The sequence below is a fragment of the Xanthomonas sp. WHRI 7064 genome (assembly GCF_040202355.2).
In the GTDB taxonomy this organism is placed as follows: domain Bacteria; phylum Pseudomonadota; class Gammaproteobacteria; order Xanthomonadales; family Xanthomonadaceae; genus Xanthomonas; species Xanthomonas arboricola.
The window spans coordinates 838776-864246 of record NZ_CP167821.1 but is presented as its reverse complement, the minus strand read 5'-3'; the positions used below and the strand labels follow the sequence as shown (position 1 = coordinate 864246).

Sequence of the window (25471 nt, the reverse complement as noted above, 5' to 3'; positions counted from 1 at the left end):
ATGCGGTGATGTCGTCCCTGCCCCCATCCTCGCTGCACTGGCAATGCCTGCGCTTCGACCAACTGAGCACCACGCAGTTGTACACGCTGCTGCGGCTGCGCTCGGATGTGTTCGTGGTGGAGCAGCAGTGCGCGTATCCGGAGCTGGATGGCAAGGACAGCCTGCCGGGTGTGCTGCATCTGCTCGGTAGCACCGACGACGGTGCGTTGGCCGCCTATCTGCGCGTGCTACCGCCCGGTGTGAGTTACCCCGAGCCGAGCATCGGCCGGGTAGTGATTGCCGCCACGCAGCGCGGCCACGGCTTCGCACACGCATTACTGCAGGAAGGCTTGCGGCTGGTGCACCGGCAGTGGCCCGCCAGCGCCGTGCAACTCGGCGCGCAGGCGCACCTGCAGGCGTTCTACGCCGCACATGGTTTTACGCCCTCGTCCGCACCGTATCTGGAAGACGGCATTCCCCACATCGACATGCTGCGTCGCGCCGACGCCGCCACCCAGGAGCCTGCATGATCACCACCCCCGACTACCGCGCACTGCTCGACACCGCCATTGCCGAAGCCCGCCAGGGCCTGGCCGAAGGCGGCATTCCGATCGGCGCGGCGCTGTACCACAACGACGGACGCCTGCTCGGTTGCGGCCACAACCGGCGCGTGCAGGAAAACGATCCCTCCGTGCACGGCGAAACCGATGCCTTCCGCAAGGCCGGCCGGCAGCGTCGCTACAAGGACACCATCATGGTCACCACGCTCGCGCCGTGCTGGTACTGCAGCGGGCTGGTGCGCCAGTTCAATATCGGCACCGTAGTGGTCGGCGAGTCGGTCACCTTCCAGGGCGGCGTGGCCTGGCTGCGCGAGCACGGCGTCACTGTCATCGACCTGCAGAGCCAGGAATGCATCGATCTGCTGGGCGGCTATATCTCGGCCAACCCGGACGTGTGGAACGAGGATATCGGCGAGGACTGAGCGGTTTGGGTGCAGCGGTTTGGCTGCAGAGCGGTTGATCTGCGGCTTGGCTGCGAGGCCCTTGCCCGCCCACCATCGCAGGACACGCCGCAAGTACGTCCATGTAGGCTCTTACGCGGCATCCATGCCGCGTAAGGTCCCGCGACGGTGGGCGGGCAAGGACCAAGTCGAGATGGTCGGTGTGCTTGCTTAAGAGCAGCAAGGGCAGTGCGTGATGCACGCCGTTGACCCTGATGCGCCGGCTCGAAGTCCGACACACGTTCGGCAAACAGCTTTTCACGCGGCCACCGACCAACTCTCTAGCGCGGTGTCCTAGCCGCTTGCGGGACCCTTGGCGGCATGGATGCCGCCACGGAGCCTGCACGGACGGATTCACGGCGTGTCCCGCGAGCGGTGAGGGCACCGCGCCCTCGACCGACCCAGCGTTTGACTGCATCCGGGAGGACGCGGCTAGCAACGCCGCCAGGCCAGCGCGGTCGGAATCGGCATGTCCAACGCGTACACGCCGGTTCCGGTTGCGTCCACACCGGCCTGATGACCGTTGGCACCTGCACGCAGGTGCGCTGCAATCAGAGGATGTAGCGGCTCAGGTCCGGGTCCTGCACCAGTTCGCCGAGCTGCGCATCGACATAGGCCGCATCGACCGTGACGCTCTGGCCGTCGCGATCCGGCGCCTCATAACTCAACACATCGAGCAGGCGCTCCAGCACCGTATGCAGGCGGCGCGCGCCAATATTTTCCTGCCGCTCGTTGACCTGCGCAGCGATCTCGGCCAGGCGCTCCACCGCATCCGCGCCGAAGGTCAGGCGCACGCCCTCGGTCTGCAGCAGGGCTTCGTACTGCTTGATCAACGCCGCCTTTGGCTCGGTGAGGATGCGCACGAAATCGGCCTTGGTCAGCGCGGTCAATTCGACACGGATCGGGAAACGGCCCTGCAATTCGGGAATCAGATCGCTGGGCTTGGCCAGATGGAACGCGCCGGAGGCGATGAACAGGATATGGTCGGTCTTGACCGTGCCGTACTTGGTCGACACGTTGGAGCCTTCCACCAGCGGCAACAGATCGCGCTGCACGCCTTCGCGACTGACATCGCCGCCATTGGAGCCGGCTTCGCCACGCTTGGCGACCTTGTCGATTTCATCGATGAACACGATGCCGTGCTGCTCGCAGGCTTCGATCGCCGCGGCACGTACGTCGTCTTCGTTGACCAGCTTGCCGGCTTCTTCTTCGATCAGCAGCGGGCGCGCGGCCTTGATGGTGAGCTTGCGCTTCTGCGACTTGCCGCTGCCCAGGTTGGAGAACATCTGCCGCAGCTGCTGGCCCATTTCCTCCATACCCGGCGGGGTCATGATGTCCATGCTGGCGTTGACCGCCACTTCCAGCTCGATCTCGCGCTCGTCCAGCTCGCCATTGCGCAGCATGCGGCGGAACTTGATGCGGGTGTCGTTGTCCTGTGCCGAGGGCTCGTTGCGCGCTGCTTCCGGATCGAACCCGATCCCGGCCGCACGGCGTGGCAGCAGCGCATCCAGGAGACGGTCTTCGGCGCGTTCTTCGGCCTGGTTGCGCACGCGCACCTTGGCCTGTTCGCGATACAGCTTGACCGAGGTGTCGGCCAGGTCGCGAATGATCTGTTCCACATCCTTGCCGACATAGCCGACTTCGGTAAAGCGCGTGGCTTCGACCTTGACGAACGGCGCATTGGCCAAGGTGGCCAGGCGCCGCGCGATCTCGGTCTTGCCGACGCCGGTCGGGCCGATCATCAGGATGTTCTTGGGCATCACCTCGTTGCGCAGCTCTTCAGGCAGCTGCATGCGGCGCCAGCGGTTACGCAGCGCGATGGCAACCGCACGCTTGGCATCGTGCTGGCCAACGATATGACGGTCGAGCTCCTGCACGATTTCGCGCGGAGTCATGGTTGAAGTGTCGGAATTTGGCATTGGGGAATCGAGAATGGGGAAAGGGGACTCGCAAGCGCGAAATCAAAAGCCTATGTCGTCGGGGTGGAACCGAAACCGCTGTTGCGATTCCCGATTCCCCACTCCCGATTCACAGCTCTTCGACCACCACATTGCGATTGGTATAAATGCAGATATCGCCGGCGATGTTGATCGCTTCGGTGGCGATGGTCTTGGCATCGAGTTCGGTGTGCGCCAGCAGCGCGCGGGCAGCCGACAGGGCGTACGAACCGCCCGAGCCGATGGCGATGATGCCGTCTTCCGGTTCGATCACATCGCCGGTCCCGCTGATGATCAACGAGGTTTCCTTGTCGGCAACCGCGAGCAGCGCTTCAAGCTTGCCCAGGCGGCGCTCGGTGCGCCAATCCTTGGCCAGCTCCACGGCGGCACGGGTCAGTTGCCCATGCTTGTCGAGCTTGGCTTCGAACAGCTCGAACAGGGTGAACGCATCGGCGGCGGCGCCGGCAAAACCGGCCAGCACCTGACCCTCGCGGCCGAGCCGGCGCACCTTGCGCGCATTGCCCTTCATGACGGTGTGGCCGAGGGTGACCTGGCCATCGCCGGCAACGGCGACATGCCCACCACGCCGAACCGAGATGATGGTGGTGGCGTGAACGATGTTGGGGTTCTGGCTGGGGTCCATGGGTCCTCCGAGGGTTTCCAATGAGGTGGGGACGCCCCTGCCGGGTTCAAGCATGCTGCGCGCATGTGGCGCGGGCGGCTGATGCAGCGCGCTCAGACGGCAGACAGCATGCGTCTGCGCTACTGGCACGCAGGCATCGAGCAGCCGCACACAAGAACGATTGGGAGCGTGGTGTGCGCTTCGGGATGAACTGGGTGATCGTCGCCGGCGCGGGGAAGCTGCCACGCAAACCTGTCACTGCCGTACGCGGCCGTCATATGCGGATCATTGCAAGAAACGCTCCGGCCCGAATAACCACACAGGCCCGCGCATAGATGCGCGTACAGGCGCCGATGCCTGCGCTCTAGCCCCTCTCCCAATGGCAGAGGGGCTCAAGAGCGGCGATTCGCAAGCGGCGGTACTTCAGAGAAGTGTTTAACCGCCAAGCGCAACACACGCCGCGCCACTCACTCAGCAGCTTTCTTGCGCTTGGCGCGCGGATGTGCGGCGTCGTAGACCTTGGCCAGATGCTGGAAATCCAGATGCGTATAGATCTGCGTGGTGGCGATGTCCGAATGGCCGAGCAATTCCTGCACGCCGCGCAGGTCGCCGGAGGATTCGAGGATGTGGCTGGCAAAGCTGTGCCGCAGCATATGCGGATGCACGTCCTTGAACATGCCCTGGCGCACCGCCAGTTGCTTGATGCGGATCTGCACTGCGCGCTGCGAAATCGCACCGCCGGCGCGGCCGGGAAATACATGCGTGTCGGCACGCCCGCCGCTGTCGCGCAGCCATTCGCGCAGCGCGCTGATCGCATGCGAACCCACCGGCACCAGGCGCTGCTTGCCGCCCTTGCCGAGCACCATCACCAAGCCGCTGTCCAGATCCAGGTCGCGCCAGCGCAGCGCGCAGAGCTCGCTCAGGCGCAGCCCGGACGAATAGAACAGCTCCAGCAAGGCGCGATCGCGCAGGCCCAGCGGCGCGTCGGTTGGCACCTCGACCAGACGTACCGCTTCATCGGCATCCAGTACCTGCGGCAGTTTACGTGGCGCCTTGGGTGCACGCAGCGCCGCCGCCGGACTTGCGGCAATGCGGCCATGCTTGAGCAACCAGGCGTAGTAACTGCGGCATGCCGACAGACGACGCTGCAGGCTCTTGGGCGACAACCCGCGCCGGTGCTCGGCCGCGACGAACTGCCGCAACTGTGCGCTATCGAGCTGCGCCACATCGTCGATGGCCTGTTCGCCGGCCCAGTTCAGCAATGCGGCAAGATCGCGCTGGTAGGCATCCAGCGTATGCGCAGACACCTGCCGCTCGACCTGCAGGTACGCCAGGAAATCGTCGACCGACGCCACCTCAGACTCCCCGCTGCCGCACCATCGGTGCGGCCATCCAGCGCAGGCTGCACGCATCGGCGCACCCTGCACGGCGCATCATGTGTCGAAGCGCTGCAAGGCCACGCCCAGGGACTCGCCCATCATGCGCAGGAACAAGGTGCCCATGCCGGGATAGAAGCGGTTGGCGTCGCTGCTGCCGACCGCAATCAGGCCGATGCCGGGCAACGGCAGCAGCGCGGTGGATTGCACGCTGGCAGCCTTGTCGGCGTACAGCAGCGCGTGTTTTTCCGTCTGCAGGCGGCCGCAAATCGGCTCGCCGTCGCTCAGGCAATCACGGAACGGTGCCAAGCGCGCATCGTCGGCGGCGATGATCTGCAACCAGTCGGCCTCCAGGCCGGCGACCGGCTTGAGCAACACCAGCCGCACCAGTTCGCCATTGAAATCTTCCGCCAGCGAGGCGGCCATCGCCTTGAGCGTGTCGGCCGCGCTGGTCTGGCGCATCAGCGCCAGGGTCAGTTGATGCGTGCGTACTGCCAGGCGCTCGTTGTCCTGCGCATTGTGGCCAAGCTCGTGCAGGCGCCGCGACAGCTCGCGGTTCTTGTCGCGCAGCACTTCCAGCTGATAGGTGGCCAGCGAGGCGGTGGGGCCGTCGTCGCGCGGCACCAGCAGGCTCACCGCCAGATCCGGGAACTGCTTGAGGAAGGTCGGGTGGCGCCGCAACCAGGTTGCCACTTCGTGCGCGCTGAATTTGTCCGTGTTCTCGCTCATCAGTTCCACTCTCCATCGAAGACGAACACGGCCGGGCCTGACATCACGACTTCCTGTTGTTCGCCGGCCCAACGGATGCGCAGCTCGCCGCCGGGCAAGGACACCTGCACATCGCGCTCGACACGGCCGCGCTGCATCAGTACCACCGCCGCCGCGCATGCACCGCTGCCGCAGGCCAGGGTTTCGCCGACGCCGCGCTCGAACACGCGCAGGCGCACATGCGTCGGGTCGACCACCTGCACAAAGCCGACGTTGACCGAATCGGGGAACGCGGCGTTCTGCTGCAACAGGCCGCCGACGCGCTCTACCGGCGCCGCGTCCACCCGCCCCACTTCCACCACGGCATGCGGGTTGCCCATGGACACCGCGCCAAAGCGCACGGTTTCGCCATGCACCGGCAGCGCATATTCCTCGCGCGCGCGCGCAAAGCCGGCCAGCGGGATCTGCGTGGGCTCGAACTGCGGCACGCCCATCGCCACCGCATAGGTGCCGGCATCAAGACGCTGCACGCGGTGGGAGGTGAACGGGCTATCGATGACGAAATCATCGCCCTGCGCGGTGCCGTCGCGCACCAGCCAGGCCGCCACACAGCGCGCGCCGTTGCCGCACTGGCGCGCGGCCGAGCCGTCGGAATTCCAGATGCCGTACGCGGCCACCGCCTCGCTGCTGCGCGGGGGTTCGATGGTCAGGATCTGGTCGCAGCCCACCCCGAAATGGCGGTCGGCCAGGCGTGCGGCCAGCGCGGCATCCGGCGGCGGCGTGCCGTCGCGCAGGTCCAGCACCACGAAATCGTTGCCGGCGCCATGCATTTTGGTGAAACGCAGACGCCCGCTGCGGCCGTCAGCGCTCATTGCCGCTGCTAGCGGGCTGGTCGGTGGTGGGTGCGGGCTGCGTATCGGTGTTCACCGGCGCAGGCGCAGGCGAGGACTCATCCAGCGGTTGCGGTGCGTCCGGCGGCTGCAGCACGGGCTGGGCTTCCACCGGCACCGGCTTCTGCGGCATTACCAGCGGGCCCTTGTTGCCGCAGGCGGCAAGCAGGACAAAGGTCGCACCAACCAGTGCGAGACGAACAGACGGTCGGGACATGATGCTCATGGCCGAAGTATAGCCAGAACACCCTGACTGCCGTGCGCTCAGTGCGCGCTGGGCAGCGCGCGCGGTGGCGGCTCGGGGCGCAGCCATAGCCAGATCGCCACCACCGCCATGCTGCCGATCGACAGGCATTTGACCCAGAACACCGGCACGCACCACAGCATGATGCCGGCGCAGACGGTCATGGTGAGCGTGGCCATCCACTTGGCCTTGCGGCTGACCGCGCGATAGGTCTGCCACTCGACGATCGCCGGGCCGAAGCGCGGGTGCGAGAGCAGCCAGTTGTGCAGGCGCTCGGAGCCGTGCGAGGCGGCCCAGGCGGAAATGAGGATGAACACGGTCGTCGGCAGGCCGGGCACGAAGATGCCGACAATGCCGGTCGCCAGGCTGGCGTAGGCCAGCAACCACCAGGCCCAGCGGAATCGAGTCGGTCGCGTCATGGGTAAATGATACGGCCAGCGGGCGCCGAGATGGTCCGGGCATCCTCTTCTCCCACCGGAAGAAGGGGCCCGAAGGGCGGATGAGGGGACGTTTGCACGCGGGGATGGGCGGGTCCTGCTTACCAATCCCCAATCCCGACTCCCCAATCCCCGCCCCTCAATTATTTGACCCCGAGCTGATCCAGCACAAACGCATACGACTCGGCGAGTTCGCGGTAACGGCGGAAGCGGCCGGACTTGCCGCCGTGGCCGGCTTCCATGTTGGTGCGGAACACGATCGGCTGGGTGCCGGTGTTGTCGTCGCGCAGCTTGGCCACCCACTTGGCCGGCTCCCAGTACTGCACCTGCGAATCCCACAGGCCGGTGCCGACGAACAGGGCCGGGTAGGCCTGCCTGGTCACGTTGTCGTACGGGGAATAGGACAGCATGTAGTCGTAATAGGCCTTCTTTTCCGGGTTGCCCCACTCGTCGTATTCGTTGGTGGTGAGCGGGATGCTGGCATCGAGCATGGTGGTGACCACGTCGACGAACGGCACCTGCGCCACCATCACGCGGTAGTCCTGCGGCGCCATATTGGCCACCGCACCCATCAGCAACCCACCGGCGCTGCCGCCGGAAGCGGCGACGCGGTCCTTGGCGGCATAGCCCTGTTCCACCAGGCCGCGGGTGACGTCGATGAAGTCGGTGAAGGTGTTCTTCTTGTGCAGCAGCTTGCCGTCGTCGTACCACTGGCGGCCCATTTCCTGGCCGCCGCGGATGTGTGCGATGGCATACACCACGCCACGGTCCAGCAGGCTGATCGCCGGCAGATTGAACGCCGGGTCCATCGACATGCCGTAGCTGCCGTAGGCGTACTGGAACAACGCCGCAGTGCCGTCCTTCTTGAAGCCGCGCTTGTAGACCAGCGACACCGGTACCTTGACGCCGTCGCGCGCAGTTACCCAGACGCGCTCGGTGACGTACTTGCCGGCGTCGTAACCGATCACCGGCTGCTGCTTGAGCAGCTTGCGCTCGCCGGTCCGCGTGTTGAGCTCATAGGTGGTGGCCGGCGTGGTCAACGAGGTGTAGCTGTAGCGCAACCACTCGGTGTCCGGCTCGGAGTTGACTGCCAGGCCCATCGAATACGCAGGCTCGTCGGCCTTGACGTACTCATGACTGCCATCACCCTTGAGCAGGCGTACGCGCTCCAGCCCGCCGGAGCGCTCTTCGATCGCAGTAAACCCGTCGAACAGCTCGAAGTTTTCGATATAGACCTTGTCATCGTGCGCCACCCAGTCGGTCCACTGCTTGCGCGTGGTCGCATCGGTGGGTGCGGTCACCAGCTTGAAATTCTTGGCGCCATCGGCATTGGTGCGGATCACCCAACGGCCATCGAAATGCTCGGGGTGATATTCGACATCGCGCTCGCGCTTGGCCAGCAAGGTGAAGCGCTCGGGATTGTCGGCCGGCGCATAACGCGTCTCCGACGACACCGTGCTTTCCACGCCGATGGTGATGTACTTGTCGTCGCGGGTACGGCCGATGCCCATGTAGAAGCTGTCGTCCTTCTCCTCGTACACCAGCACGTCGTCCTTGGAGGGCGTGCCCAGCACGTGTTTCTTCACCCGCACGGTGAGCAGTGTTTCCGGATCGTTCTCGACATAGAACAGGGTCTTGTTGTCGTCGGCCCAGACCACGTTGGCCGACACGCCTTCCACCGTATCGGGGTAGATCTCGCCGGTGTCCAGGTTCTTGAAGCGGATCGTGTACTGGCGACGTCCCACCGCATCGTCGGCCCAGGCCAGGATGCGATTGTCCTGGCTCACTTCCGCATCGCCGACGCTGAAGTAGCCCTTGCCTTCGGCCATCTGATTGACGTCCAGCAGGATCTGCTCCGGCGCATCCATGCTGCCCTTGCGGCGCGCCTGGATCGGGTAGTCCTTGCCGGCCTCGAAGCGCGTGTAATACCAGTAGCCGCGCTCGCGGTACGGCACGCTGGCGTCATCCTGCTTGATGCGCCCGACGATCTCGGTATACAGCGTGTCTTCCAGCGGCTTGAGCGGCGCCATCACCGTGTCGGTGTAGGCGTTTTCGGCGTTGAGATAGGCCAGCATCGCCTTGTCCTCGCGCTTGTCGTCGCGCAGCCAGTAGTAGTCGTCGTTGCGGGTAGCGCCGAACGGGGCCTTGACCACATGCGGACGCTTGGCCACGTCCGGCGGCGACGGGAGAGCTGCGAAGGCGGAAGGAACAGATGTGGTCATCAGGCTGGCGATCAGAAGAGTGAGGACAGGCTTCATCAGATTGGGGTCCGTTGGATGAACGCAATGCCATCCCAGCGCCCGAGTGTGGAAGAGGCCGGCCGGGAGCGTCATGTGCCCGAGGTCATGCTGCTCTATCCTCTTCGGCATGGACTCCCTACATTCGCACGCTCCCCGCTACAGCCGCCGCAGCCAGGACATCGCCCCGTTTCACGTGATGGCGCTATTGGCGCGCGCCAATGCGCTGGAGCAGGCCGGCCACGATGTGATCCACCTGGAGATCGGCGAACCGGATTTCACCACCGCCGCACCGATCGTCGCGGCCGGACAGGCCGCACTGGCGGCCGGACACACCCGCTACACGGCCGCCCGCGGCCTGCCCGCGCTACGCGCCGCCATCGCCGGGTTTTACGCGCAGCGGTACGGCTGCGCTATCGATCCGGAACGCATCCTGGTCACCCCGGGCGGCTCCGGCGCATTGCTGCTGGCCAGCAGCCTGTTGGTCGACCCGGACAAACACTGGCTGCTCGCCGACCCCGGCTATCCGTGCAACCGGCATTTCCTGCGCCTGGTCGAGAGCGCCGCGCAGCTGGTGCCGGTCGGCGCAGACACCGATTACCAGCTGACGCCAGGCCTGGTCGATGCCTGCTGGAACGCCGACAGCGTCGGCGCGCTGGTCGCCTCGCCGGCAAACCCCACCGGCAGCGTGCTGTCGCGCGCGCAACTGGCCGGCTTGTCGCAGGCGCTGCATGCGCGCGGCGGCCACCTGGTGGTGGACGAGATCTACCACGGCCTGACCTACGGCATGGATGCGCACAGCGTGCTGGAAGTGGACGACAGCGCCTTCGTGCTGAACAGTTTTTCCAAGTACTTCGGCATGACCGGCTGGCGCCTGGGCTGGCTGGTCGCCCCGCTCGAGGCGGTGCCGGAACTGGAGAAACTCGCGCAGAATCTTTACATCAGCGCATCCACGATCGCCCAGCACGCCGCACTGGCCTGTTTTACGCCAGAAAGCATCGCCATCTTCGAAGCACGCCGTGCCGAGTTCCAGCAGCGCCGCGATTACCTGCTGCCCGCGCTGCGTGCACTGGGCTTGAACATCGCCGTCGAACCGCAGGGTGCGTTCTATCTGTACGCGGATATCAGCACATTCTCGGACAATGCCCAGGCCTTCTGCGCGCACTTCCTGGAGACCGAGCATGTCGCCTTTACTCCCGGCATCGACTTCGGCTTCCATCGCGCCAATCAGCACGTCCGCATCGCCTACACCCAGAGCCTGCCGCGCCTCGAGCAGGCGGTAGAGCGGATCGCGCGTGGCTTGCAACGTCTTTGATCGAACCAGCGCCAGTGCGCACGGCGCATCTCTTTGAGCAGCGCCTGGACGTGGCCGCAGGTTCACTGCATCGATGTAAAAAACCGTGACTGCTGTTTGCCGCTGCTTTTGCACTGCTGTTTGTGGCTTGCCTCGACCTGAAGCGAGACCAGCGCCGCAGCCGCGCGTGGCCGCAAGGGCACCCTGCTGGGCGTAGCCCGTGGCGCGCGCGTACCCTCATCCGCCCTTCGGGCACCTTCTGCCGATGGGAGAAGGAAGTAACAAAAAAAGCCCTGGACATTCGGCCCAGGGCTTTTTTCAACGCAGCACATGATCAAGACAACTCGAACTACGGAGTTGCCTTGAGTCGACAACTCAATCCGCCAGCCGCTCCCACAGGAAGCTGTAGGCCAGCGCCGCCATGTGCGCGGCCTGTGCGTTGTTGGCCGCACCGCCGTGGCCGCCTTCGATGTTTTCGTAGTAGGTCACGTCCTTGCCGGCCTCGATCATCTTGGCGGCCATCTTGCGCGCGTGGCCCGGATGCACGCGGTCGTCGCGCGTGGAGGTCAGGAAGATCACCGGCGGATAGGTCTTGCCCGGGTCGAACAGGTGATACGGCGAGAAGGTCTGGATGAACTTCCAGTCGTCGGTGTCCGGGTTGCCGTACTCGGCCATCCACGAGGCACCGGCCAGCAGATGGCTGTAGCGCTTCATGTCCAGCAGCGGTACCTGCACCACCACCGCGCCGAACAGCTCCGGATACTGGGTCAGCATGTTGCCGGTCATCAGCCCGCCATTGCTGCCGCCCTGCACGCCCAGATGCCTGGTCGAGGTGATCTTGCGCGCGACCAGGTCCTTGGCCACCGCAGCCATGTCTTCATAAGCCTTGTGGCGGTTCTGCTTGAGCGCGGCCTGGTGCCAGCGCGGGCCGTATTCGCCACCGCCGCGGATGTTGGCCACCACGTAGACGCCACCCTTCTCCAGCCAGGCGCGGCCCAGTCCGCCGGAATAATTGGGCGTCATCGAAATCTCGAAACCGCCGTAGCCGTACAGCAGGGTCGGCGCGCTGCCATCGAGCTTCAACGCTTTGGGGCGCACCAGGAAATACGGTACGCGGGTACCGTCCTTGCTGGTGGCAAAGTGCTGCTCGATGCTGTCCTTGCCGGCATCGAAGAACGCCGGCATGGCCTTGAGCGGCTGCGGCGCGGTGCCCACCTCCACCCACGACAAGGTGGTCGGGGTCAGGTAGTCGGTAACGGTCAACCACAGCGCGTCGCTGTCGTCGCTGTCCACCGCGCTGACGTCGACGGTGCCGAACGCCGGCGCACCGACGAAGGCGCTCTTCTTCCAGCCATCCTGCCCAGGCGTGATCACGCTCAGGCGGTTCTTGACGTCTTCCAGCACGTTCAACACCAGGTGCGAACGCGTCCAGGCGATACCTGCCAGCGAGGTGCTGTCGGTGGGCTCGAACAGCACATCGAAGTTGCGCTTGCCGGCCATGAAGTCGTCAAAGCGCGTCGCCAGCAGCGAGCCGGCCTTGTAGGTCTTGCCGGCCACGGTCCAGGGTTCGCGCAGTTCCAGGGTCAGCCATTGCCGCTTGACCGACTTGCTGGCCGAGTTGGGTGCATCCACCTTGACCAGCTTGCCGTCGGCGCCCTTGAGATACAGCTCCTCGTTGTAGAAGGCCAGCGTGCGGCTGACGAAATCGCGCTCGAATCCGGGCGTGTCGTCGTGCATCGCGGCGATGTACATGTCGGTCGGCTTGCCCTCGTACACCACCGTGGCGGCGCTGAGCGGAGTGCCGCGCTTCCACTGCTTGGCGATGCGCGGATAGCCGGAGCTGGTCATCGTGCCGGCACCGAAATCGGTGAACACGTAGACGGTGTCCTGGTCGATCCAGCCCAGCCCGCCCTTGGATTCGGGGCGGAAGAAGCCGTCCTTGACCCACTGCTTGCCGGCCAGGTCGAACTCGCGGGTGACATCGGCATCGGCGCCGCCGCGCGACAGCGCGATCAGGCAGCGCTGGTAATCCGGGCGCAGGCAGTCGGCGCCGTGCCAGACCCAGTTCTCGCCTTCGGCCTTGTTGAGCGCATCCAGGTCCAGCACCGTTTCCCACTTGGGCGCCGGCTTGCGGTATTCGTCCAGCGTGGTACGCCGCCACAGGCCGCGCTCGTGCTGCTTGTCCTTCCAGAAGTTGTAGTAGTACTCGCCGATCTTCTGCACGCCGGGAATCTTCGCGTCCGAATCCAGCACTTCGCGGATGCTGGTCTCCATCTGCTTGAAGGCCGGCGTGGCGGCCAGGCGCGCCTCGGTCTTGGCGTTCTGGGCCTTGACCCAGTCCAGCGACTTGGCGCCGGAAACATCTTCCAGCCAGGCGTAGGGATCGTTGGACACGGCGGTTTCCTCTGCAGAGACGGCGCCAGCGGTGATCAGACCGGCAACCAGGCAGATCGAGGCGAATTTGGACATGAATGTTTCCGGGAGAACGAACGCCGGGAACGTAGCATAGCCCTCCGCCGCCCGACCCTGCCGAAGGTCAGGCCGCGCGCGCCTGTGTCGCCGCACGCGAAGTGCTGCGTCGGCGTTGTGCCTGCGGCCCGCGCCGACGTGGTGCGCCGCGCCGCGCACCTGGCCGCACCGGGGCCGGCAATGCGAACCGGTGCAGGCTCCACCAGGCCAGCATCGGCATGCCGACCAGCCACAGCGGCAGCCAGCCGATCCACTCGCTGTGGCCGCGCGCGGCCGGCCAGACCAGCACCAGGGCCAGGCCGGCCAGGGCGATCTGCCGGACCGGGCGCAGCACGCGCGGGTCGGGACGTTCGGAACGACGGGAAGGACGAATCGACATGGCGGCACTCCGTGGCAGGAAGGATCAGGACAGGCCGGCAGGATTGCCTGCGCCCATCTCACCGACTGCGACCTGGCGGCGAAAACCGGAGAGACCGCCTTGCCGGGTGCCGGCGCCGCAGCGCGTTAACCACCGCCAGGCCACCAACGGCGCCCTCTTCCGCACCCGGTCCCGGGCGCCCGGTTGCCACGTTTGAGGCAGCCACGTGCGCCAGACCCGACCGTTGACGCGAACTTGCCCCCTGCATGCGGTAGTGTGCTGCTCCAACTGCCCCTTTGTGATGTTGCGATGCGCCTGACCGTTACGATCGCCCTCGCTTTTCTGTTCGTCCTCGGCCTGCCCGTGGCATCCGCCAAGGACGCGCCTGCCAGCGAGCCGGCGGTTGATCTGTCCAAGATCATGGGCACCTGGTATGTGATCGCACGCATGCCCAACCCGGTCGAGCGCGGCCATGTCACCAGCCGCGATGAGTACACCCTGGTCGAAGACGGCAAGGTGGCGGTGCGCTATCTGTACCGCGAGGGCTTCGGCGAGCCGGAGAAAGAGGTCAACGCGCGCGCCTCGGTGGATGCCGAGAGCGGCAACCGCGACTGGCGGGTATGGTTCTACAAGGTCATCCCGGCCAAGCAGCGCATCCTAGAAATCGCACCGGACGGTTCGTGGATGCTGATTTCCTACCCCGGCCGCGACCTGGCCTGGATCTTCGCGCGCAAGCCGGACATGAGCCGCGACCAGTACCGCAAGCTGGTCGACAAGATGCGCGATGACTATTCCATCTATACCGACAAGCTTAAGCGCGTGCCGCAGCTGCGCGAGCAGGTGGATCGTTTGGGGTTTGAAGTGCCCAACAAGCGCTGAAATTGGCGCTCCGATCGGTTTTTCCCGGCCGGATTCAGTTGTTACGGGTGCCAGCTGACTGGATGCGCCGGCCGAGAAGATTCGGCGCAATGCGTCGCTGGCGACCTTGTCGCTTCAACTTTAACTGCACGCTCCCGCCGCGGTTGCAGCAGGAACTGCGCTGCAACGCGCGTTACCACCATTGGCGGCATTGACGCGCGCTACGCTGCATTAGCGGCTACTTCGGATACGCGCACGCAGCTGTCGCACGACAGCTTGCTCCAGGCATCACGCCCCCGCCACGCTCAGTCGTAATTGCTCAACGCCAGCGACAGCAGCGCCTTGGCCTGCTCGCGCAGCGAGACCGGCTCGACGATCTCCGCGTCCGAGCCGTAATGCAGCACGTCCATCAGCAGTTCGCGCGAGTTGCTGTACGGCACCTTGAGCTCGTAGCGGCCATCGGCCAGAAAGCGGCCCTGCTGCTTGGAATGCCAGTGCTCGTCGGCGACCCAGCGCGCGGCCTTGGCACTGAACACGATGGTGGCCCAGCCCTTGGGTGCACCGGAAAAAATGCCGTAACTGGCCGCCAGCTGCTCATCCAGCTCGCTGTCGGGCACATCGCGCGGCACGCTCTCGAGCAGGCGTGCGTGATTGATGCGGTCCACCGCAAAGCTGCGCACGCCATCGCGGCCGTGGTCCCAGGCATCCAGGTACCAGTTGTCGCGGTAGTGGGTGATGCGCTGCGGAGACACCGTGCGCTTGGTCGATTCGTCGGTGGAACGGGCGCGGTAGTCGAAGCTCAGCTGCTTGCGCTCCAGCACGCCGGAGGCCACGGTGCGGAAACTGGCTTCGTCCAGCTTGCGGCCGCGGTGCGGAATCACCCGCACCCGGTCCACCGGCCATTGCGACACGCCGGCCTGAGCGGCCAGTAGCCCTTCGATGCGTTGCTGCAGCGGCGCCAGCACCGAGGACAACACCCCGCCACCGGTGCGCGCCAGCAGTTGCTGGGAGGCCAGCAGCGCGTGCAGTTCTTCCGAACTCAGCCACAGGCCGGGTAGTTCGAAGCGGTCGCTTTCGCCGGAGAGATAACGGAACCCCGATTCGCCGTCGCCTTCCACCGGTGCCATCAGCGCATCGCGCAGAAACGCCAGGTCGCGGTACACGGTTGCGCGGGAACAGCTCAGCTCATCCTGCAGCCGCGCCACCGTGACCGGGTAGCGTGCCGATTTGAGCAAGCGATGCAGGGAGTTGATGCGTTCGTAGCGGTCCATGCGTCGATTATGTCCGAGTCTTTGCGTGGCAGGGTGAGCGTCGCTGTACACCGGCAATCATGCCTGGGTCGGCGCCGCGACTGTGCGCGTTCTGCCTGGCTGCTGGCCTGCAACGCGCGCGGGCCGGGCCTGCTTGCGATGCGCCAGTCGCTGGTGTTGCGCAAGCCGACGCCCGAACCCCTTCTGAAGCGCAGCATTCACTTGCTCATGACGCAGCCGCTCAGTCCGTTATCATGAAATCGCTTCCACCCTCTTTCGCCCCTGTCCTCCAAAGCGAGCCGCCCATGTCCCGCCGTGCCCCGTTGTCTGCCCTGCTGCCGCTGTTGTTGATCACGCCCACCGTCTGGGCCCAGGCAGTCGCACCGGCCCCGGTGGACCCTGCCGCCGCCGTGATGCCGTCGCCGTGGGGCGGGAGCAGTGGCGAGCTCGGCTATGCCGCCGCCCATGGCAACAGCACCACCGACAGCCTCAACGGCCGGATCCGCCTGCGCTATACCGACGGCGACTGGATCCACAGCCTGGACGCCACCGCGCTGCGCTCCAGCTCCGAATACACCAACACCAACGACGACGGCAGCACCTCGCGCGAGCGCCAGACCACTGCCGAGCGTTACACCGGCAGCGCCGGCAGCGCGCTGCAGTTGGGCGAGCACCGCCAGCTCACCGCCACCGGCCGTTACGAACACGACGACTTTGCCACCTACGACCGCCTGGCCACCTTCGGTATCGGTTACGGCACGCGCCTGATCGATGCCGAGCGCTTCTACCTGGATGCGCAGATCGGCCCGGGTATCCGGCGCGCGCACAACAGCGACGAAGACCGCAACGAGACCGGGCTGATCGGGCGCGGGCTGTTCGACCTCAAGTACACCGTCACCGACAACACCGACCTGATCAACACGCTGCTGGTGGAATCGGGCGAATACAACACCTACGCGCAGAACGATTTCGGTGTGCAGGTCAGCATGAACTCGCACTTCGCGCTCAAGGCCGCCTGGCAGATGCGCCACAACAGCGAGGTCAGCGACGGCGACAAGAAGACCGACACCCTGACCACGGTCAACCTGGTCTATACGTTCAAGTAAACACCCGCGAGCGGTAGGAGCGGACCTGGCCGCGAAGGGCTTTCCCGGTAACGCCCCTCGCGGCCAGGGCCGCTCCTACGCAGAGCGCATCTTGGTTGGGCAGGCCCTCCGCGACGCGGTGGTCAATCGGGCCCATACGTTCGAATACGCAACCGCGATCTGTAGGAGCGGACCTGGCCGCGAGGGGCTTTCCCGGTAACCCCTCTCGCGGCCAGTGCCGCTCCTACGAAGAGCGCATCTTGGTTGGACAGGCCCTGCGCGACGCGGTGGTCAATGGGCCCAGACATTCGACTACGCAACCGCAATCTGTAGGAGCGGACCTGGCCGCGAGGGGCTTTCCCGATAACGCCTCTCGCGGCCAGGGCCGCTCCTACGAAGAGCGGCGCTGCGTGAGGGCGGGCATTGCGGGCTTGGCGGCGAGGTCTGAGTTGCACCTGGCTCGGCGTCGATACCGGTCGTGTTACCGGCTGACGCAGCGGCGCATTACAGCTCGGCCAGCAGTTGCGCGGCGCCCTTGTCGAACAGGCCTTGCGCGACCAGGCGGCCGAGGGCCTCGGTGTCGTCGGCGCTGCCGTGCGCCTCGGCGTGGATCAGGCGTCCATCGCTGGCGCTGCCGACCATGCCCTGCAGGAACAGCCCCTGCCCTTCCCAACGCGCGAACGCCGCCACCGGCACATGGCAGCTGCCGTGCAACGCGCGATTCATCGCCCGCTCCGCTTCCGCGCAGGCGCGCGTGCGGCCGGCGTCCAGCACTGCCAGCAGGCCGTGGATACGCGCATCGTCGCCACGGCATTCCACCGCCACCGCGCCCTGGGCCGGTGCCGGCAACCAGTCCGGGACGTCCAGACGCGAGGTAATGCGCGCATCCAGGCCCAGCCGCTGCAGGCCGGCGCAGGCCAGCACAATGGCGTCGTAACCACCGTTGTCGAGCTTGGCCAGGCGGGTGTTGACGTTGCCGCGCAGGTCGATCAATTCCAGATCCGGGCGGGCCGCGCGCAGCTGCGCCTGACGCCGCAAGGAGGAGGTACCCACGCGGGCGCCCAGCGGCAGCGCCTGCAGGCTGGCATAGAGATTGGACACCAAGGCATCGGCGGCATCGCCGCGCTCCATGATCGCCGGCAGCACGAAGGGCGCGTCCAGCTCCATCGGCACATCCTTGAGCGAATGCACAGCGCAATCGGCCTCGCCGCGCAGCATCGCCAGCTCCAGCTCCTTCAGGAACAGACCCTTGCCGCCGATCGCGGCCAGCGAACGGTCCAGCACCTCGTCGCCGCGGGTGCTCATCGGCACCAGCGCGACCTCCAGCCCGGGGTGGTGCTGGCGCAGCGCGGCGGCGACGTGTTCGCTCTGCCAGAGGGCGAGCGGGCTCTTACGGGTAGCGATGCGGAGCGTGGTCATCTGGCCATTATCACGGACCGGGCGCGTAACTCCTACCTGGAGCGCACGCCGGCGCCCGCAGCACATTGCCGCGACCGAGCAACGCACCTCACCACACGTGACATGTCACGCCCTAACGCAATTGCTCGCGCAGGCTGGCCACGCAGCGGCGGCTCACTTCCAGCGGGTGCGGCACGTTGCGCAGCACCGCGTGCACCTGGCCATCGCCGCTGCGGCGCAGTTCCACCAGCTCGGCGCGCGCGACCAGGCAATTGCGGTGGATGCGCACCAGGCGGTCGGCGAATTCGTCTTCCAGCGATTTGAGCGACTCTTCGATCAGGTCCTCGCCGCGGGCGTGGTGGACGATGACGTACTTTTCCTCGGCCTGCAGGTAGCGGATGTCGCCGATGGCGATCAGCCGCAGGCTGCCGCGCAGGCGTGCGCACAGATGCGTGCGCAGCGGCGGCGGCGTGGCGCTGGGAGCGCGCCCGGCCAGGAAGGTGGCCACCTTTTCCAGTGCGGCGGTCAGGCGTTCGGGGCGCACCGGTTTCATCAGGTAGTCCAGCGCGGCGGCATCGAAGGCCGACAATGCGTGCTGGTCGTAGGCGGTGCAGAACACCACCGCCGGCTGCGGCTGGCTCTGGCGCAGCAGGCGCGCGGTTTCCAGGCCGTCGACGCCGGGCATGGCGATGTCCAGCAACACCAGGTCCGGATGCAGGTGATGGCACTGCTGCAGCACCTGCTGGCCGTTTTCGGCCTCGCCGATCACTTCGACATGCGGATGTTCGCCCAGCAGCAGGCGCAGGCGCTCGCGCGCCAGCGGCTCGTCATCGGCGATCAGCACCCGCACTTGCGTGGCCGTCATGGACATCCCCCTTCGCTGCAGCGACTCCCCCGTCACGCCAGCGGCAATGTGATCTCACAAGCATAGTAGCCCTCGGCCCAGCTGGCCGCCATCCGTGCACCGGCCCCGAACTGGAACGCCAGCCGGTGCGAGATGCTGGCCTGGGCATGCCCGGCCCCGGCCACCAGCGGCAACTGGGTTCCCGGCTGCGGGGCTGGATTGACGATACGGATCTGCAACTGGTTGCCGCGCTGGCGTAGCGACAGGTACAGCGTGCCGCCCTCGGGCATGCGCGAGACGCCGTGCAGCACGGCGTTTTCCACCAGCGGCTGCAGCACCAGGCGCGGCATCGGCAGCTCCCACGGCAACGGCTCCTGCCGGTGCCAGCGCACCTGCAGGCGCTCGCCCAGGCGCAGCGATTCGATCGCCAGGTAGCGTTCGGCCAGTTCGCATTCGGCACGCAGGCTGGACATGCCTTCGCCGGCACCGAGCGCGGCGCGGAACAGATCCGACAGGTCCAGCACCGCCTGCTCGGCCACGACAGGGTCGCGGCGCAGCAGGCTGGCGATGAGATTCATGCTGTTGAACAGGAAATGCGGACGGATGCGTGCCTGCAAGGCATCGGCCTGGGCACGCGCATTGGCCTGCACCTGCGCTTCCCAGCGGTCGCTGACGTAGAAGTAGCGCAATGCCAGCGCGGTGATCAGCACCACCGTCGCCGCGCTGCCCAGGGTGAAGCGCCAGAAGCCGACCAGGGGACCGAGCGGGGCCTGGTCGAGCGCCGCATACAGGGCGTGCACGATTCCGGCGCCGAGCATCGCCACCACCGCGGCGATCGACAGCGCGGCCAGCCCGCCCACCCGTGGCGGCAGCCGCGACAACGCCGGCCGCAGCACGCATAGCAGCACGCTGACCGCCAGCGCCAGCCATAGCGCCAGGCCGCTGGCAGAGACAAAGCGCGACAAGGTGATGCTGCGCGCGGCGCCGGCGTCGGGCACCAGGGTCACTACCAGCACCACCAGTTCGGCCAGTCCCAGCATGGCGCCCAACCGTGGCAGCCGGCACAGGTCCGGCATCCAGGCGGTCTGGGGCGCGTGCTGGGCCATGGCCTCAGGCGGCGGTGAAGCGCGCCTGCATCCAGGTGCGCAAGGCCTCGACCTCTTCCAGGCAGACCTGATGGCCCATCGGGTAGGTGTGCCAGTCCAGTTCGAAACCGAGCGTGCGCAGGGTCTGCATGCTGGCCTGGCCGGCACCGAACGGCACCACCGGGTCGGCCGTGCCGTGGGCCATGAACACAGGTTGGCGGGCAGCGGCCGGCTGCAGCTGGCTGGCGGCCGCCGCCGGCTCGGGCAGGTAGGTGGACAGGGCGATCAACCCGGCCAGCGGTACGCTGCGCTGCAGCCCGACCGCCAGGGTCACCGCGCCGCCTTGCGAAAAGCCGGCCAGCAGCATGCGCTCGGGGGCGATGCCGCGGGATTGCTCATGGGCGATCAATGCCTCGACCTGGGCCACCGATTCGGCGATGCCAGCCTTGTCGGCACGCGTGGCGAAATCCATGCCGACGATGTCGTACCAGCCGCGCATGCGCACGCCGTTGTTGATGGTGATCGGGCGGATCGGCGCATGCGGAAACACGAAGCGCAGCGCCGGCCAGTCCGGGCGCACCAGTTCCGGCACCATCGGGGCGAAATCGCTGCCATCGGCGCCCAGGCCGTGCAGCCACAGCACGGTCCATTGCGGGTTCGCTCCGGTCTCGCGTTCGATCACTTCCAGCATCATCCAGCTCCGCTTGCGGGCTGGGCATTATGCATGTCGCCATCGGCCGGGCCGATCACGGACCGGTCGAGCCAGATGCGTCGACCGGTCTCGGCGCCCGTCGTGGGCGCTTTGCTTGGCGTGACAGACGCGGAGATCGCAACGCGCACCGATCCCGCCATGCGCCGCTCACACGCTCAGATCAGCGACGGCTCCAGCGCGGCGGCGCGGCGCAGCTCAGCTGCACGCACCAGCACCTTGGGAGGATCGAGCTCTTCGGGAATGCAGAAGATGCCGGCGCGGCGCAGCCCGAGGCCAGTGCGGCGCAACGAGGTCAATGCCACCACCGGGATCGACACCGCCATGCCCACGATCACCGGCGCCATCCAGGCCGCCAGCGACGGCGACACCGTATAGGCCACCGCGCCCATGAACAGGCCGAACACGGTCAGCCCGCCGTAGCTGCGCAACAGCGCCGGCCACGACAGCTTGCCGTCGTCGCGCACCTGCGCATCCCAGCCCGAATCCTTGCCGGCCAGTACCTCGAACACGCCGCGCGATTGCAGGTACATCACCACCGGCGCCATCAGCGCCGCCAGCACGGTTTCCAGCAGGATGCTCAGCAGCGCGCGGATGGCACCACCGCAGGCACGCAACTCGCGCGGGTTGAGCAGCAGCGCGATGTAGCCCAGCAGCTTGGGCGCCAGCAGCACGAACATGGTGCAGACGAAGATCCAGATCGCGTTGCCCTGGCTGCTGCCATGCCAGTAACGGGCGGGCGAGAACGGCAGGTCGCCGGCCAGATCGATCCCGCCGCCGGCCAGCGGAATGCCGATGCCGATCAGCATCAGCAGGCCCCACATCGGCGCGGTGAAGTAATGCCCGATGCCGATCAGCATGTGCATGCGGCTGATCCAGTGCAGGCCCTTGGCGCCGACCACCTTGGCGTGCTGCAGGTTGCCCTGGCACCAGCGGCGGTCGCGGATCAGCAGGTCGGTCAGCGTGGGCGGACCTTCCTCATAGCTGCCCTGCAGGTAGGGCACCATGTGCATGGCCCAGCCGCCACGCCGCATCAGCGCCGCCTCGACGAAGTCGTGGCTGAGCACATGCCCGCCGAACGGCTTGCGCCCGCGCAGCGACGGCAGGCCGGCGTGGTCGGCGAAGGCCTGGGTGCGGATGATGGCGTTATGGCCCCAGTAGTTGCTCTCGGCGCCATGCCACCAGGCCACGCCGAAGGCGATGATCGGCCCGTACACGCGCCCGCCGAACTGCTGCATGCGGGCGAACAGGGTCTGCCCGTTGACCACCGCCGGCAGGGTCTGGATCAGGCCCACGTCCGGGTTGTTTTCCATGCCGGCGACCAGCCGCACGATGGTGTCGCCGGTCATCACGCTGTCGGCGTCCAGGATCAGCATCTGCGGGTAATTGCCGCCGAAACGGCGCACCCAGTCGGCGACATTGCCGGCCTTGCGCGCGGCATTGTCGGCGCGGCGGCGGTAGAAGATGCGCCCGTGCCCGTCGACGCGATCGCACAGCTCGTTGTACACCAGTTCTTCGGCACGGCCGATGTGTTCGCGGGTGGTATCGCTGAGCACGAAGAAGTCGAAATGCTCCAGCTGGCCGGTTTCGGCCACCGATTCGTAGATCGCCTGCAGGCCGGCCAGCAGCCGGCGCGGATCTTCGTTATAGGTGGGCATCAGCAACGCGGTGCGCGTGTGCAGGGTCGGCAGCGGCGCTTCCGGGTCGATGCCGAGCTTGCGTCCGGCGCGCGCCACCACGGTGACGAAACCAGCCACCGCGCTGGCGAAGGACATCGCGATCCAGGCGAACAGCAGCACGAACAGGCCGAGCAGGCAGCCTTCCAGCACGCTGAGGCCATCCGGCCACAGCACGCTGAGCATCACCCACACCGCCACGGCGGTGGTGGCGACGGTGCCGCCGATCAGATAGAAGCGCCGCACGCCGATGCCGACCGGCGCGGTGCGCTGATGCGGCACCTGCAGACGGCCTTCGCGCAGGGATTGCTCAGGCATGGCCAGCGGCGCTTCCGGTGGCAGCGTAGGCTGACCGGCGTCGAGGGCGGAAACGGGGGGAAGATCGGTTGGTGCGGGGGAAAGAGTCACAGTGCCGTCCATCAAGGCTGCCCGCCGCACGATCGCGGCAGTGTGGGCTGAAGCGGGAGATCCCTCCCCGCTACGCGTGGCGACGTCGCCGCATGCACCGCAGTCCGGGCGAGCCCGGCAGTGCGGGACCACGTCGCAGAATCAGCAGCTCTAAGACCACTCCGATGCACAAGCTCTCCTGGCTGCGACGATGACGTCGCGGCTCATCTTAAAGAATCGACCGTTAAAGGAAACGAAGGCCGCGCTGCAGTCTTCGCCCCACCCGACGAGGACCGCGCGGCAGACTACGCCGCAGCGACCGAACGCTACCCCAACAGATTGCAGTCTGGCGCGCGTGCTGTCACGGGCGGCAAACCGCACTGTCATGTCAGACAAATGCAAGTGATGTGCCAGGACCTGCAATCGGTTGCAGCGCCAGCCTCCCGGCGCGCGCGATCACGGCGGTGGGGCTGAGCGGATCTGAGGCATTCTGCCGCGCGTCATGGTGTATCGGAATAAGCGATGTCGGGCTTGGCCCACGTCGGCGCAGTGCACGAAGGCTGCGTTGCGCCTGTAATCGCCGGCAAGGACACCGCACCAGGGAGTGGTCGGTGGCCAAGTGAAAAGCAGTTGGTCGAGCGATGGACATCGGACGTTGAGCCGCATCGTTAAATGCATCGTGCCTTGCTTGCACCATGCCCACCGACCATCTCAGGTGGTCCTTGCCCGCCCACCGTCGCGGGACCTTACGCGGCATGGATGCCGCGTAAGAGCCTACACGGACGTACTTGCGGCGTGTCCCGCGATGGTGGGCGGCAAGGGCCCTGCAGCCAGGCGCCAGATCAGCCGCTCTGGCGCCCTCCCTGTCCGGAGGCGGCACATGCGCACATCGCACATGCCGCATCGAACAGCAGCAGCGCCGCCTGACGGAAGCGCTGCCGCCATAGCGGCCGGTGTTACTTGCGCGCAGCCTCGCTGGCGTCGCGGGTGGCGCGGAACTCCGAATCGGAGCTCCAGTTCGGCCACTGGCGCGAATCGGCCAGCTGCTGACCCAGCGCGTACAGCACGCCCAGATCGCGCGCCGCACCGGCGAAGGTCCAGTCCGGCTTCCACTCATCGCCCTGCTGGTGATAGCGCTTGGCGGTGTAGTCGTCGGAGGCGGCCTTGCCCGCGGCCACGCCGCCCACTTCCCAATCCTGCCCGGCCGCATACGACAGCGCCGGCACGCCACGCTTGGCGAAGGAGAAATGGTCCGAGCGGAAGAAGTACCCCGCCTGCGGCTTGGGATCGGGCGTGTAGCGCAGCTTCCACTGGCCGGCGACGGTCTTGAGCTGATCGAGCAATTCGAGTTTTGCGGTGCCGTAGATGCCGAAATCGCGCGATGGCACGAACGGGCTCATGCCATCCATGTTGATCACCGCCACGGTCGTGTCCAGCGGATACAGCGGCTTGGAGGCGTAGAACTCCGAGCCCAGTAGGCCTTTTTCCTCGGCGGTGACCGCCAGGAACACCACCGAGCGCTGCGGCTTGGGGCCGGCGGCAAAGCCGCGCGCCAGCTCCAGCAGGGCAGCGGTGCCGCTGGCGTTGTCCAGCGCGCCGTTGAAGATGGTGTCGCCGCGTGCGTCCGGCTTGCCGACGCCGATGTGGTCCCAATGCGCGCTGTAGATCAGCGTTTCATCCGGATGCGTGCTGCCTTGCAGGCGTGCGACCACGTTGTGCGAGGTGATCACGTCGGATTTGACCTGGTAGCTGGCGCTCAGCCCCTGGCCCTTGAGTTCCACCGGCTTGAAGCCACGCGTCTGCGCCTGCTTCTTCAAGGCGTCGAAATCCAGCCCGGCCTGCTTGAACAAGTCGGCGGCCAGATCGCGCTGGATCCAGCCTTCCAGGGTGGGATGCGCGGCACGCGGGTTGTCGCGCACCACGTCGAACATGGTGTTGGTGTTGGAGCTGGCCACGGTGTCCCAGCCGTAGGAGGCGGGCGCGGTTTCGTGCACCACCAGCACGCCGAGCGCGCCCTGACGGGCGCCTTCTTCGTACTTGTAGGTCCAGCGGCCGTAGTAGGTCATGCCGGCGCCGTCAAAAGCGCCCTTGCCGGTTTCGAAATCCGGGTCGTTGATCAGCACCACCGCGATCTTGCCCTTCAGGTCCACGCCCTTGAAGTTGTCCCAGTCGCGCTCCGGCGCCTTGACGCCGTAGCCGACGAACACCAGTGGCGCATTGGCGATGTCGACCTTGGACGAGCCGTCCAGCGCGGCGCGGATGGCGATCTGCTTGCCCTGGGTCAGCGCCTGCGGCTTGCCGGCGTGCTGCAGGGCGATGGTCGGCGTGCCGACGATATCGGCGCGGCGCAGCGGCACCGCCTGGGTCCAGGCGCGCTTGCCGTCGGTCAGGTCGCCGCCCGGCTGCAGGCCGGCGTCGGCGAACTGCTTACTCAGGTAGGCAATGGTCTTTTCCTCGCCGGCGGTGGCCGGGCCACGGCCTTCATAGGCATCGGAGGACAGCTCCTTGACGTCGCGCGAGATGCGCGCGCCATCGAAGCTCGGCGTCGCCGCCATCAGTGCGGTCGAGACCGCCATCGCCAGCATTCCCATTGCAATGCGTTTGGTAACAACTCGCTTCACTGCAGCA

The 25471-nt window shown here is 66.5% G+C and carries 22 protein-coding genes; 5 read left to right on the top strand and 17 right to left on the bottom strand.

Features of this window, described 5'->3' with window-relative positions; genetic code table 11:
• Positions 1-8 precede the first annotated feature (8 nt).
• Together ABQY74_RS03710 and ABQY74_RS03705 are read left to right on the top strand one after the other, a co-directional pair.
• On the top strand, positions 9-509 hold the full coding sequence (locus ABQY74_RS03710) for a GNAT family N-acetyltransferase (protein ID WP_349793447.1): 501 nt from the start codon (positions 9-11) through the stop codon (positions 507-509).
• Positions 506-961 (top strand): nucleoside deaminase, encoded by a 456-nt coding sequence (locus tag ABQY74_RS03705; protein WP_024940233.1) that lies wholly within the window; start codon positions 506-508, stop codon positions 959-961. The genes ABQY74_RS03710 and ABQY74_RS03705 overlap by 4 nt, the downstream gene beginning before the upstream one ends.
• A 569-nt stretch (positions 962-1530) precedes the next feature.
• Here ABQY74_RS03705 and hslU read toward each other — a convergent pair.
• From hslU to ABQY74_RS03665, 8 genes are all read right to left on the bottom strand, one after another.
• The gene (gene hslU, locus ABQY74_RS03700) at positions 1531-2898 is read right to left on the bottom strand and encodes an ATP-dependent protease ATPase subunit HslU (protein ID WP_039523373.1); all 1368 of its coding nucleotides are present in this window, start codon (positions 2896-2898) and stop codon (positions 1531-1533) included.
• Positions 2899-3007: 109 nt separating this feature from the next.
• Positions 3008-3559 carry an ATP-dependent protease subunit HslV gene (gene hslV / locus ABQY74_RS03695; protein WP_005997221.1) on the bottom strand — a complete coding sequence of 184 codons (552 nt, stop codon included), beginning with the start codon at positions 3557-3559 and terminating at the stop codon, positions 3008-3010.
• 446 nt (positions 3560-4005) lie between these two features.
• A complete protein-coding gene (gene xerC, locus ABQY74_RS03690; protein WP_181143291.1) occupies positions 4006-4893 on the bottom strand; it encodes a tyrosine recombinase XerC in 888 nt (295 codons plus the stop codon).
• 78 nt (positions 4894-4971) lie between these two features.
• On the bottom strand, positions 4972-5643 hold the full coding sequence (locus ABQY74_RS03685; RefSeq protein ID WP_181143290.1) for a DUF484 family protein: 672 nt from the start codon (positions 5641-5643) through the stop codon (positions 4972-4974).
• On the bottom strand, positions 5643-6494 hold the full coding sequence (dapF, locus tag ABQY74_RS03680) for a diaminopimelate epimerase (RefSeq protein WP_104595527.1): 852 nt from the start codon (positions 6492-6494) through the stop codon (positions 5643-5645). Before dapF ends, ABQY74_RS03685 begins: the two co-directional genes overlap by 1 nt.
• Entirely contained in the window at positions 6484-6738 is a 255-nt protein-coding gene (locus ABQY74_RS03675) for a lipoprotein (protein ID WP_016903632.1), read from the bottom strand. The genes dapF and ABQY74_RS03675 overlap by 11 nt, the downstream gene beginning before the upstream one ends.
• Before the next feature lie 38 nt (positions 6739-6776).
• Entirely contained in the window at positions 6777-7175 is a 399-nt protein-coding gene (locus ABQY74_RS03670) for a YbaN family protein (protein WP_026064608.1), read from the bottom strand.
• Positions 7176-7336: 161 nt separating this feature from the next.
• Positions 7337-9451, bottom strand: coding sequence for a S9 family peptidase (locus ABQY74_RS03665; protein ID WP_166767880.1), 2115 nt, complete (start codon positions 9449-9451; stop codon positions 7337-7339).
• Between the two features lie 109 nt (positions 9452-9560).
• Here ABQY74_RS03665 and ABQY74_RS03660 point away from each other — a divergent pair, with 109 nt between their 5' ends.
• Positions 9561-10745 carry a pyridoxal phosphate-dependent aminotransferase gene (locus ABQY74_RS03660; protein ID WP_349793443.1) on the top strand — a complete coding sequence of 395 codons (1185 nt, stop codon included), beginning with the start codon at positions 9561-9563 and terminating at the stop codon, positions 10743-10745.
• Between the two features lie 354 nt (positions 10746-11099).
• Here ABQY74_RS03660 and ABQY74_RS03655 read toward each other — a convergent pair whose 3' ends face one another.
• Both ABQY74_RS03655 and ABQY74_RS03650 read right to left on the bottom strand, forming a co-directional pair.
• Positions 11100-13193, bottom strand: coding sequence for a prolyl oligopeptidase family serine peptidase (locus tag ABQY74_RS03655; RefSeq protein WP_349793441.1), 2094 nt, complete (start codon positions 13191-13193; stop codon positions 11100-11102).
• 67 nt (positions 13194-13260) lie between these two features.
• On the bottom strand, positions 13261-13572 hold the full coding sequence (locus ABQY74_RS03650; protein WP_349793439.1) for a hypothetical protein: 312 nt from the start codon (positions 13570-13572) through the stop codon (positions 13261-13263).
• Positions 13573-13860: 288 nt separating this feature from the next.
• On the opposite strand from ABQY74_RS03650, the gene ABQY74_RS03645 reads away from it, so the two are divergent.
• A complete protein-coding gene (locus ABQY74_RS03645; protein ID WP_024940222.1) occupies positions 13861-14430 on the top strand; it encodes a lipocalin family protein in 570 nt (189 codons plus the stop codon).
• A gap of 284 nt (positions 14431-14714) precedes the next feature.
• Here ABQY74_RS03645 and ABQY74_RS03640 read toward each other — a convergent pair whose 3' ends face one another.
• Positions 14715-15680, bottom strand: coding sequence for a YafY family protein (locus ABQY74_RS03640; RefSeq protein ID WP_349793437.1), 966 nt, complete (start codon positions 15678-15680; stop codon positions 14715-14717).
• A 284-nt stretch (positions 15681-15964) separates the two neighbouring features.
• On the opposite strand from ABQY74_RS03640, the gene ABQY74_RS03635 reads away from it, so the two are divergent.
• A complete protein-coding gene (locus ABQY74_RS03635) occupies positions 15965-16765 on the top strand; it encodes a YdiY family protein (RefSeq protein WP_016903804.1) in 801 nt (266 codons plus the stop codon).
• A 483-nt stretch (positions 16766-17248) separates the two neighbouring features.
• Here ABQY74_RS03635 and hemC read toward each other — a convergent pair whose 3' ends face one another.
• The 6 genes from hemC to ABQY74_RS03605 all read right to left on the bottom strand — a co-directional run bounded on the left by hemC (position 17249) and on the right by ABQY74_RS03605 (position 25428).
• On the bottom strand, positions 17249-18163 hold the full coding sequence (hemC, locus tag ABQY74_RS03630; protein WP_349793435.1) for a hydroxymethylbilane synthase: 915 nt from the start codon (positions 18161-18163) through the stop codon (positions 17249-17251).
• Between the two features lie 112 nt (positions 18164-18275).
• Positions 18276-19007 carry a LytTR family DNA-binding domain-containing protein gene (locus ABQY74_RS03625; protein ID WP_065049621.1) on the bottom strand — a complete coding sequence of 244 codons (732 nt, stop codon included), beginning with the start codon at positions 19005-19007 and terminating at the stop codon, positions 18276-18278.
• Between the two features lie 32 nt (positions 19008-19039).
• The gene (locus ABQY74_RS03620) at positions 19040-20092 is read right to left on the bottom strand and encodes a sensor histidine kinase (protein ID WP_349793433.1); all 1053 of its coding nucleotides are present in this window, start codon (positions 20090-20092) and stop codon (positions 19040-19042) included.
• Positions 20093-20096: 4 nt separating this feature from the next.
• Positions 20097-20765 carry an alpha/beta hydrolase gene (locus ABQY74_RS03615; protein WP_104556061.1) on the bottom strand — a complete coding sequence of 223 codons (669 nt, stop codon included), beginning with the start codon at positions 20763-20765 and terminating at the stop codon, positions 20097-20099.
• 173 nt (positions 20766-20938) lie between these two features.
• Entirely contained in the window at positions 20939-22876 is a 1938-nt protein-coding gene (gene mdoH / locus ABQY74_RS03610) for a glucans biosynthesis glucosyltransferase MdoH (RefSeq protein WP_102583374.1), read from the bottom strand.
• 923 nt (positions 22877-23799) lie between these two features.
• Entirely contained in the window at positions 23800-25428 is a 1629-nt protein-coding gene (locus tag ABQY74_RS03605; protein WP_184230821.1) for a M28 family metallopeptidase, read from the bottom strand.
• Positions 25429-25471 lie beyond the last annotated feature (43 nt).